Source organism: Microcoleus sp. A003_D6 (assembly GCF_036702825.1).
Taxonomy (GTDB): Bacteria; Cyanobacteriota; Cyanobacteriia; order Cyanobacteriales; family Microcoleaceae; genus Microcoleus.
On sequence record NZ_JAUBWA010000177.1, the window covers coordinates 1 to 10,632 of the forward strand.

Sequence of the window (10,632 nt, forward strand, 5' to 3'; positions counted from 1 at the left end):
TAGTAGGCAGGATAAATCCTGCAACTCCCTTTCATCCCCGGACTGAAGTCACGGGGTTTTCAGGGTATTTCCTATAAGTGCCGAATGCCTTAATATCTCAGTCTTCCTACTGGGGAAGCAGATAAATTTTTTGGATTCAGGCAGCAAATGTTCTACCCTGACGGGTACGAGATGTCCTCGGTAGTTAAACAAACCGGGAATGTATTCCGGCGCGCTGTGTAGGTTTTTCAAGGTAAAAGTGGGAACTATAGCCTTTCTCAAAAAGATGAGGTATGACTGAGAGCTTATATAACCACTCAACGTATTGGGCCGGGGCCCAACTACGTCCGCGAATCTTTCTGAGAACCGCTATATACATAAAATAGCCAAATCAACATCTAGATATCAGAGGAGATTTGAGATTGTGAAAGTCTGCCGGAAAACATTTTGAGAAATTTCGCTGAGTTTTGCAACAATTACAAGTCTTTTGGCATTCTAGAGCTATTGTGTAAAAAGTGTATTTTCAGGAGACTCAACTAATATGGGTTGGTTTAAAAGACTGTTCGGACTCGAAAAGCCTGCACCCCAGGCTGAACCGATGGCACAAGTAGTACAGCAAGCAGCACAAGCGCAATCCATCGCTCCTGCTAAAGTCGGCCCAGACGGAAATTTTGACGAAAGCGGTCTGGCGAAGCGGGTGGCTTTAGCTTTTGACGCCGATTCTGAAGTTGCTGATATCGAGACTGTTTATGTGGCTCAGCTCAGCAGCACGGTTGTTCTCAAAGGTCAAGTTCCCAGTCAGGCAATTCTCGACAAGTTGGTGGCGATCGCTTCTGCTGAAGAAGGCGCCACAGCCGTGCAAACCGATCAGGTGACAGTCGGCTAGTTCTTCGGAACCGAAGTAGTTTCGCTCCGGGTGCGGCTCGAATTAGTCAAAAACTCGGTTAAACCCGCTGCGGCGGGTTTTTTCTTGCCGTCTCCCCCTCAAAATATTAATTATTGTAAATACAACCGATTTCTCTTAAAAAACCGTATAATTGAATACAGAAACTAAAAAAGTTTTAGCCCAAAAAACCAACCCTGACCTGACTGCCCTTTTTATCGACCTATAAGGATCAAAAAATATGAAACTCACTTATCGCGGCTCAAACTACGAGTACGACATTCCGACAGTTGATATGATCGAAGGCGAAGTTGCGGGCAAATACCGGGGCCAAAACTGGAACTATCGGTATCCGAGACACATTCCCAACCCCAAAAAATACGGCTGCACAAACTATACCAAAAAGCGAGATGCTGAAGCTGGCGATCGGGATGTCGCAGCAGCGGCGGTTAAATCTTACCCAACAGTTGTGGAAGTGGCGCAAGTGCACCAGGCGAATATTTGCAATATTCTCGATCGCAGACAGCAAGCAGCCAAGGCCAATGGCGATGAAAGACTGCTGCGCTTGCTAGAAATTGAGTCGAGACAGATGGTGTGTTAGAGAAAAGCTTGAGAAAACAAAGCGTTTGTCAAGAGGGGGGAAATCGAGTTAAGCTCAATTTCCCCCTTTTGATGCTGTTTGTGCGATCGAATTCTCCTTTCCCCACAGCGCCCACGGCGATGTATTATTTATTTGGTTCCCCATTAATTTTCCTACAAAACTTTATAAATTCTTGAAAACTAAGTAAGTGATCGGAATTGGCCTCAATTCTCGCTATCAGTTGTTCAAGGTAATATTTTTCTTGTACTTCTCTCGGTGTAGGTTTACGGTAATAAAAATTCTTGTTTGACGCAGAACTACGCTCTTTGAAAATTTCTCTAAGATAACCTTCATGAAACAGAGCTTTTGTTTTATATCCAAAAATATCCTTTGTATTTTCTTCATCTTGCACAAATTCACTCGCTAAGTCTTCGGGATTACTTGTGCTTACATCAAAATATTCGATGTATTTTTTCAAAATTGAATTATGTTGTGGATGTCTGACAAAGAACTTCCTATTGCCTAAAAACCAAGTTTCAATACAAACTTTCTGCACAATAATTTTTAGTTGGCAATTTTCCGGTAATGTTTTAAAAGGTTTATCTTTTAATTCTAACTTAATTTGCTCATCAGCTTCCGCTTTTTTCTCTGCAACTGTAAAACGGTCTGCATCTGTAAATAGTACCAAGTAATTATATTTAGGAAAAGCGTTAATATCTTGGATAGCATTAGCAGTAACTCTGTAGCAACTAGGAACGCCCATATCACTTACGTAATAATAGTTATTCTGATTTACAGCATCAAAACTATCCACTTCTGTCAATTCTGGAAGTAGTACAGATAACCACTTCTTATAAACAATCGGTTCTGTCTTCCCTTCAAATACAAAATAGAAGTTCATACTATGATTGTTTTTCGAGAATTTTGGTTAATTGAATAAATGCGTCTTGTTTAGATTTACCCAAATGATAATCTGAGGCATTACAAATTCTAATATGTCCGCCCTGTCGAGTCACAATTTTCCAATATTCATACGGAATATTATTGATAATGTAAGGGTGATGGCTTGTAGCAATAAATTGTAAGGTTTTATTTTCGTGAATCAGGTCATCAGTCAAGATGTCAATACAATTTATGCCTAAACTATTTTCAAATTCATCAATCAATATTACCGAACCTTCATTTGCTAGAAAAATTTCGGCAATATGAATAATTGTACGCAACATCCCCGAAGACATCCTATTTTCTGTAATCCATTTTGGTACAGATTTCTCTTTTATAGAAATACCAGGCTGAATTTTCCCAGCAATTGCTTTAGGCAAGATGTCAGTTTTAAAAGGCTCAACTTTTAGATCTCCGATTTGTGGAAAAATGTCAATAAATCTTGACTTTATTTTTTCATAAATATCTAACTTGTTTTCATAAGTCAGATATAGTTTAGTTCTAATATCCTCATCACTATTTACTATGCTGTCTAAAGTTTTGTATTTATTTTTGAGCGAGTGCAAAGATTGGTTTGAGTTTATAAGACGCCGACCGTTTATTGTATGATCGCGATATTCTATTTTATTTAGAGCATCAAAGGCTTCTTTAATCACACTTTCTTCTTTCAAAATATATATCATTGATTGATGCGAAGAAAGTTTAGGCATTGGGCTATCTTTATACCTAATTTCTTCCAGATTTCGCTTAAGAATTACAAGCTGATTATTTGAGGTCAATTTTTCATAAATTAAGGAAGATTTTTCTCGCTCATCTTGTTTTTCTTTTTCATCATCCTCAAAACTTAGTTCATTTGTTTCAACAGTATCAAAACCACCTTCCCAAATAAATTCAGTACCGTTTACCGTAGAAAATCTGATTTTCCATTCAAACCCATTTATAGCTTTTCCATTTGCAATACGTCTTAAATCGATAATTGCACGCAGGATTTGGGTTTTGCCTGCACCTGATACACCTACTAAAAGGGTTAAGTTTGATGAAAAGTTAATTTCATCAAAATCCCACTCCCAAAAATAATTTTTGAGCCTAAGTGAAATAATCTTCATAATTTAAAAGTGTTTTTATTGTTCATATGACCCAACGTATTTACTTTTTTGCAATCGAGTAATATTCGGGATAATTCTAAGCTCTACACTTTATTTATAAACCATTAAGAAGCCTTGTGTCAATACCGACTTTGGGAGACCCACTCCTGAAAAAAAAACCGGGTTTTTTACGAGCGTTCAAGGCTCAAATGCAGTAATTTCGTAAAAAACCAGGTTTCTGATTATCACCATCACCCCTTCACGCAAACCACCTGCTTCAAAGTCGCCACAACTTCCACCAAATCCGACTGCTGACTCATCACCTCATCAATCGACTTATAAGCCCCCGGAATTTCATCTAAAAACTGCTCATCTTTCCGGCACTCAACCCCCTCAGTCTGCCGCACAAAATCATCAAGAGTAAATACATTCTTCGCTTGAGTGCGAGACATCAATCTGCCAGCACCGTGACTGCAACTACAGTAACTTTCAGCATTTCCCTTCCCTTTAACAATAAAAGACTTCGCCCCCATCGAACCTGGAATAATCCCGTAATCCTCAACATCCGCGCGCACAGCACCCTTGCGAGTCACATACACATCTTCGCCAAAATGCACTTCTTTTTCCGCGTAATTGTGGTGGCAATTCACCTCTAATAACGGCTTAACAGATTTGCCGCCCGCGACGTGCTTTTCCACAATTCGCTTAAACCGATTCATCATCACATCGCGATTAAAACGAGCATAATCTTGCGCCCACTGCAAATCGTGCCAGTAAGCCGCAAACTCCCGCGTACCGGCTACAAAATAAGCCAAATCTTTATCAGCCAGATTAATTTCTGCCAGTTTAGCTAAATCTTTAGCAGTCTCGATATGCTGCTGTGCGAGCAAATTCCCAATGCCGCGAGAACCGGAATGCAGCATCAGCCAAACAAAGTTTTCAGTATCAACGCAAACCTCAATAAAATGATTGCCGCCGCCGAGGGAACCCATTTGTTTTAAGGCTTTATTGTTTTGGTGCTGTACGCCTTGATGAAGTTCCTTAAATTCTCCCCATCCCTGCCAGTTGGTGACAGTTGTTTCTACTTCTTTGTTTTCGGAAAATCCTACAGGGATTGCGGCTTCGATATCGAGGCGAATTTGTTTGAGTTTGCCTTCTAATTTGTTGGCGGTGAAAGGCATTTTTACAGCAATTACGCCACAACCAATATCCACGCCCACAGCAGCGGGAATAATCGCTTCTTTTGTGGCAATTACTGAACCGACTAAAGCACCTTTTCCTAAATGTACGTCGGGCATTAGTGCGACGTGTTTGAATACAAAGGGCAAAGATGCTACGTTTGCGGTCATCTTGGTTTCTTTTTCGCCCAGGGCGTGATTTGCCCAAGATAATACTGGTTTTGGGGCTGATATGTCTAATTTTTCGTAGGGCATTTTTGTTTAAGTTGCTTTTGCAAGTTTGTTTGTGTAGTATTATTGTAACATAAATGTTTCTCATGTCAAACGCATTTGACAGACTAATTCTCGTAGGGTGCGTCAGTCGAGAATTTCGATCTGGAGTCAGAGAGTATTGACTGACGCACCCTACCGACTAATTCTAGAAGCGTCCTGTATTGAAAATCCTTAAGAGATTCCCAAAGATTCGATGAATAATTTACTGTAGGGTGCGGATTCTTGTACCTTCGACAGCGAACCAAATAGCTCTTTTCCCCCGAAGATAACTAATGTCTTCTGTTTAGAGTCAGGTTCTTGAGTCAGGATTTGTGAGTGAACGGACAGAATGCTATCTGAATCAAAACGATAGAAATAGTGCAAGTCACCGCAAACCTCTTCTTTAAGATCCTTAAGAGTGGGGTAAAGTTCTTTACAGGAACGTGGCTCGTGACCGATTAAAATTAGTTCATCTGATATTTCCATTTTGTCAATATCGATTAGATACAGGAGCCCTTCATCAGTATTAACTAGAATGCGATCGTCTGAAAGGTAGCACATATAGTAGTGAAAACCGTCATCAGAATCAGGCCAAGGCCATTCGCATATTCCAATTAGATTGCAGTCAGGAAAACTGAATCGGCTGATTTGTCGCCCACAACCATGTACAACCAAAAATTCACTACCAGCAGGATGAAATTCTGGAAGCCCTATGTCATAGTGACAGGGAATTTCCACGGTGTGGATTGTTGTACCATCATCATAAAGCCAGTAGACTTGTTGTCCGTGCTGTCCGGAACAAGCCCAAAGAGCTAAAATTTGATTTTCTGGATGTGGGTGAAACGAGAATGTACTGCCTCCAATAGGGTCTTTGAGCAGAAGTTTTCGCTGGATTTGCCACGAACTGGTATCGCGAATTTGAATCTCGACTTCCCTGAATTCAATTAATTTCATGCACCAAAAACGCAAGCCGTCTGCATCAAACCAGCAATCCTGAAATCCATTATAGTTATACAAATATGAAACTTTAACAGGAGGGTTAGGTAGTTGTTCTTCAAAAACTAGCTGGTTGTCTGCTGTCAAAATTGCTAAATGATTGCCATTTGCCATAATTGCTGCCAGCATATCGCCTTTGGGACTAATGGCTAAACAGCTAATTTCGTCGGGAAGCTGGTATTCGTATTTTGGCGAAAAGTTGCGATCGACTAAAGTGACTTTTTTGCGATCGCCACTGACGATCGTCGCCCACTCGGAATTAATGGGTTGATTTATATATGAGAATGACCAGTCAATTTGTATTTCATGTTTTGGTAAAATTAGCATAAAAATATTTCAGCGTAAATAAGCTCTATTTTAACTGAAATCTTGCAGCATTTATCGTAGGGTGCGTCAGTCGGGAATTTCTTTGGGGAGTCAGAGACTGTTTACTGACGCACCTTACCGACTAATTATCGGCGCGTCAACTTAACATCAAATGCAGTACCAGTATTGTTGGTAAATCCGACAGTCCGACAGGGAATGAATTCCCTGTCTCATAGCAAAAGTCCTCTAAAAGAGGACTGAAATAGATCGTATTTTTCCTCAAAATCTACAGTCGGTTTTGAACCGACTTTCGCTATGAGGCAGGGGTTTAAACCCCTGCCGGATTGCGGGAAAGTGCGTATTTGCTGACGCTACATTTTACAAATTCGCATTCTTTCTCCCCGCCTTCTGCACAGGAATAGCGACCACCTGCGGTTTCTTGTTCGCTGCAAACATCCCAAAGAAATCGTGCAGCAAAATATAGAAACAGGGAATAATAAACAGCGTCAGCAGCGTTGCCAGCGACAAACCGGAAAACACCACCACGCCCAAAGGTTGCAAGAATTCCGAACCGTCTCCAATGCCCAAAGCTAGGGGAAATAAACCCAAAACTGTGGTAATAGTTGTCATCAAAATCGGACGCAAGCGCTGAGGTGCCGCCCTGAGAATTGCCGTGGCGCGATCGACCTTTTCATCTTCCAGAATTTGGTTCGCCAACTCCACCATAATAATCGCATTATTCACCACAATTCCCACCAGCAAAATCGCCCCCACAATCACCGTTGCGCCGATCGCAGTTTTAGTCGCATACAGCCCGAAAATCCCGCCAGCCAAAGCCAGCGGCACCGTCAGCATAATCACCAGCGGATCGACAAGCGAATTGTACTGCACCGCCATCACCACAAATACCAAAAACGCCGCCAAAGAGCCCAAAACAATCAGCGAACTTTGCAATTCTCGGTTAGTTTCCGCCGCAGAACTCGGTATAACTCGCACTCCCGGCGGCAATTTGATTTCCGACAAAACTGCATCCACTTGTTTCAAAGCATCGCCCAAACTTGCGCCCTTATTAATATTCCCAGCAATCATGAAAACTTGGCGCTGGTTAAGCCTTTGAATTTCCCCAGGCGCTTTTCCAAGTTCAATATTCGCCACATCGCTCAAGCGGATAATGCTGTTATCCCTAGCAGTTAAAGGAATAAATTTTAGTGCAGAAATCGATTGAACCGCAGCGCGATCGAACTGTACCCGCACATCAACCAAACGGTTTCCCCGCTGCAATTGCGTGGGAACAGAACCTTGAATTGCTGTCTGAATCGCCTCTCCAATTTGCCTCGCATTCAACCCGTAGATTTCCGCTTGTTCCCAGTTGGGGCGAATCTGCACTTCCGTTTGCTGCGGGTCTCCATCCGGGCGAAAAGTAGCTAAAGTTACCTTCTCATCCAAAGTTGCCAATATCTCGCGGCCGGCTTGCTGCAATATTTGTTCGTTTTCGCCCTGAAGCAGGACATCAACTTCAGCGCCGCGCACTGGCGAATTAGTTAAAACCAAACCCCGCACACTTTCTGGATTCAGACGCAAACGAGTATTTTTAGGCAAATCAATTTTTTGATTCAATTCTTGCGTAACTCGCTGCACAAAATCCAATGTATTAGTGCCCGGTTTTAGCGTAATGTTGCAGCCGCCGCGCAGCACATTCTCAACCGTATTGTTGCCGAATAACAGCCCGCCCACCGTAGTCAAAGTGTATTGAGTTTCTGGTTGGCTGAGGATAATTTTATCAGCTTCGGCCATAATTCTTTGGTTGGTTGCCAAATTTGTGCCGGCCGGAAATAAAGCAAACAATCTCGCTTGACCGGTATTAATTCTGGGCAATATTTCCTGGGGGATTTGACCAGTCATCAGCCAACTGCCGCCGCCCAATCCAATAATCGCTACTGCAATGATAATCAACCGCCACCGCACTACTCCCGATAAAAATTTCCCGTAGCCGGCGGTAGCATTGGTAAAAGCTCGATCGAATGCGCGCAGCGGCCCAAAGTTGCTCAAACCGCTGGATACCCGCAGCGCTAGCAGTCGAGAAGCCATCATCGGTACAACTGTCAATCCGACAATCAGAGAGGCGGCGACGGAGAAGGTGATGGTGAGAATTAATTCGTTGAAAAGTAAGGAAACTAAGCCGCCTATTAGCAAAAATGGCAGTACGGCAACTAAGTTAGTGATCGTGGAAGCAAATAAAGCTGATTCTAATTCTTGGCTGCTTTTTTCGGCTTGCTGCATCAACTGCTTGTTACTTAAGCGCTGCTTGCCGTTTGCACTGTTTTTATTGCTGGTTCCTTCGACAATATTCTCCAGCATCACGATCGAGTTATCGACCACAATTCCCACACCCAGCGCCAAACCGCCCAAACTGAAGACGTTCAGAGATAGGCCAAAAACTCCCATCAGAATAATCGCCATTAAAGTTGCGAGGGGAATTGCCAGGACAATAATCAAAGTTTGGCGCAGGGAAGCGAGGAACAGCAAAACTGATGCCCCCGCTAAAACAGCCCCGGTTAAACCAGAAAATACCACATTGCTAATAGAATCGCGGATGAACTTAGACTCATCGAAGGTATTGACAATATTCGTACCTTCGGGAATTGCCCCGGATTCTTTTAATTCTTCTAGCCGCTTTTTGATGCCGTCTACAACTGAGATTGTATTGGCGTCAGGCTGCTTTTGAATGCTAATTTTTACCGCTGCTTTCTGATTTAGAAATACTTTAACTCGCTCTTCTTCTGTACCGTCAATTACCTGAGCAAAATCTCGCAAAAACACTCGTCTTGGCGGATTGGAACCCGATGCTTGAAAAGAAATTGCCTGAATTTCTTGGGCGTTTTTAAATCGCCCGACTGTGCGGGTTAAAGGTTCCGCTGCTTCTTGCCGCAGCCGCCCGCCGGAAGTGTCGAGGTTGCGGGATTCGAGGGCGGATAAAACGTCGGAAATACTGACCCCTAAAGATTGCAAGCGATTTAAGTCAATATTTACTTGAATTTCTTCCTGCACGCCGCCTGCAACGTCAATAGCTGCTATTCCAGGAATTACGTTTAATTCCCTGGATAATTCCTCGTCGGCAAATACGCGCAAATCAACTCCTTGCAAGGAGTTGGAAGTGAGGGCAAATTCGTAAATCGGCTGCTGGGAAGGGTCAACTTTGGAGAGAGTGGGCGATTCAACTGTATCGGGAAGTCGGTTGCGGATGCGGTTGACAGCGGCGGTGGCGTCGTTGAGGGCCTGGTCGATGTTTCCCCCGGGTTTGAAGAATAAATCGACGCTGACTTGTCCTTCGCGAGTGCGGGAGAAAACTTGCATGACGCCTTCAGTGGCGGAAAGTCCTTGTTCGAGGGGGCGGGTAACTTCGTCTATTGCTACTTCTGGGGAGACGCCGGGGGCGTCTAGGCGCACGCCGATGCGGGGATATGTGATGGAGGGTAGCAAGTCAACGGGCAGTTGGGTGATGTAAAAAAAGCCCACGATCATAATAGCAAGTGTCAGCATGAGGGTGCCGATGTGGCGGCGAATCGCGGTCGCGCTAATGCTGAATCCGGGTTTGTCGGGAGTCATTTGATTTTTGATTTTTGATTTTTGATTGAAAAGTTTACTTACTCAGTCCGCCTGGAAAGGAATGAATCGCGGAGCTGGCAACCAAATTGTTTTCGGTCAGGCTTTATTTTGCATAGGGATTGAGAGAATATTTACGCTCCGCACCTGACAAGTAGTATAATAAATTTTAATAAATTGTCAAAAATGTTTTTTAGAATATTCCTTTAGAGGTAGTCGATCGCCCAAATGGGTTTATACTCAGCACAATCTCTAACCGTGCTTTTAAAATAGCCCTACCTAATTCCGGTAAAGTATCGACTTGGGCTTGCAACAGCAGCTAGAGCGCCTAAAACTCTGTAAAGCTTACTGAGGGAGTAAGAATCATGCTGAATGGAGACTGCTATGGGCAATCGCCGGCTCAAAGAAATTTGTGAGGATATTTGGATATTTGTATTAAGAATCAGAGTTAAATGTTTGTATTTTTGGGTGCGAAATCAAGGTAACATTTTACTTTTTTTTGTTAATCTTTTATTAGCCATTCTCAGATTGAGTGCTTGGGCTGCCCTGGTTTAGGGTTTAATCTTACTTCTGAGCCATTTCTGCGAAGTTGATATACACATTAACCGATCGCGCATTACTATCCACTATCAGTGTCCTGAACCAGTCATAAAACCCGAGCCTCCCGTTGCTTATATACTCAGCAGGGTTTCTGGCCTTGCTGAGTATACACCACCATTTTTACCGTCAAACCGCACCTAATGACTAATGACTAATAGACCTCTTGCAAAAATCCTTTTAATCAAATTCTGGAACGGGCAAGATGCCCATTCCACAAGAAAAAAAATT

General features: G+C 42.8%; 7 protein-coding genes. 2 read left to right on the forward strand and 5 right to left on the reverse strand.

Going from position 1 to position 10,632, the window contains the following annotated elements; all coding sequences use genetic code 11:
* The first annotated feature begins 520 nt into the window (after positions 1-520).
* Both QUB70_RS29685 and QUB70_RS29690 read left to right on the forward strand, forming a co-directional pair.
* Positions 521-865 (forward strand): BON domain-containing protein, encoded by a 345-nt coding sequence (locus QUB70_RS29685; RefSeq protein WP_332985262.1) that lies wholly within the window; start codon positions 521-523, stop codon positions 863-865.
* Between the two features lie 238 nt (positions 866-1,103).
* Entirely contained in the window at positions 1,104-1,463 is a 360-nt protein-coding gene (locus QUB70_RS29690) for a DUF4278 domain-containing protein (RefSeq protein ID WP_332985264.1), read from the forward strand.
* 124 nt (positions 1,464-1,587) lie between these two features.
* Here the strand turns inward: QUB70_RS29690 and QUB70_RS29695 are convergent, their stop codons facing one another.
* The 5 genes from QUB70_RS29695 to QUB70_RS29715 form a co-directional block, all read right to left on the reverse strand.
* Entirely contained in the window at positions 1,588-2,343 is a 756-nt protein-coding gene (locus tag QUB70_RS29695; protein WP_332985265.1) for a hypothetical protein, read from the reverse strand.
* Position 2,344: 1 nt separating this feature from the next.
* Positions 2,345-3,490 carry an AAA family ATPase gene (locus QUB70_RS29700; protein ID WP_332985267.1) on the reverse strand — a complete coding sequence of 382 codons (1,146 nt, stop codon included), beginning with the start codon at positions 3,488-3,490 and terminating at the stop codon, positions 2,345-2,347.
* Positions 3,491-3,720: 230 nt separating this feature from the next.
* Positions 3,721-4,902, reverse strand: a complete 1,182-nt coding sequence (locus tag QUB70_RS29705; protein WP_332985268.1) for an RtcB family protein — start codon at positions 4,900-4,902, stop codon at positions 3,721-3,723.
* A gap of 189 nt (positions 4,903-5,091) precedes the next feature.
* Positions 5,092-6,222, reverse strand: a complete 1,131-nt coding sequence (locus QUB70_RS29710; RefSeq protein WP_332985269.1) for a hypothetical protein — start codon at positions 6,220-6,222, stop codon at positions 5,092-5,094.
* Between the two features lie 357 nt (positions 6,223-6,579).
* On the reverse strand, positions 6,580-9,807 hold the full coding sequence (locus QUB70_RS29715; RefSeq protein ID WP_332985270.1) for an efflux RND transporter permease subunit: 3,228 nt from the start codon (positions 9,805-9,807) through the stop codon (positions 6,580-6,582).
* Positions 9,808-10,632: the final 825 nt, after the last annotated feature.

What these genes read in the sequence shown, in the direction of transcription:
- QUB70_RS29685 (WP_332985262.1), top strand. Translation starts at nt 521, where the DNA reads ATGGGTTGGTTTAAAAGACTGTTCGGACTCGAAAAGCCTGCACCCCAG.
- QUB70_RS29690 (WP_332985264.1), top strand. Translation starts at nt 1,104, where the DNA reads ATGAAACTCACTTATCGCGGCTCAAACTACGAGTACGACATTCCGACA.
- QUB70_RS29695 (WP_332985265.1), bottom strand. Translation starts at nt 2,343, where the DNA reads ATGAACTTCTATTTTGTATTTGAAGGGAAGACAGAACCGATTGTTTAT.
- QUB70_RS29700 (WP_332985267.1), bottom strand. Translation starts at nt 3,490, where the DNA reads ATGAAGATTATTTCACTTAGGCTCAAAAATTATTTTTGGGAGTGGGAT.
- QUB70_RS29705 (WP_332985268.1), bottom strand. Translation starts at nt 4,902, where the DNA reads ATGCCCTACGAAAAATTAGACATATCAGCCCCAAAACCAGTATTATCT.
- QUB70_RS29710 (WP_332985269.1), bottom strand. Translation starts at nt 6,222, where the DNA reads ATGCTAATTTTACCAAAACATGAAATACAAATTGACTGGTCATTCTCA.
- QUB70_RS29715 (WP_332985270.1), bottom strand. Translation starts at nt 9,807, where the DNA reads ATGACTCCCGACAAACCCGGATTCAGCATTAGCGCGACCGCGATTCGC.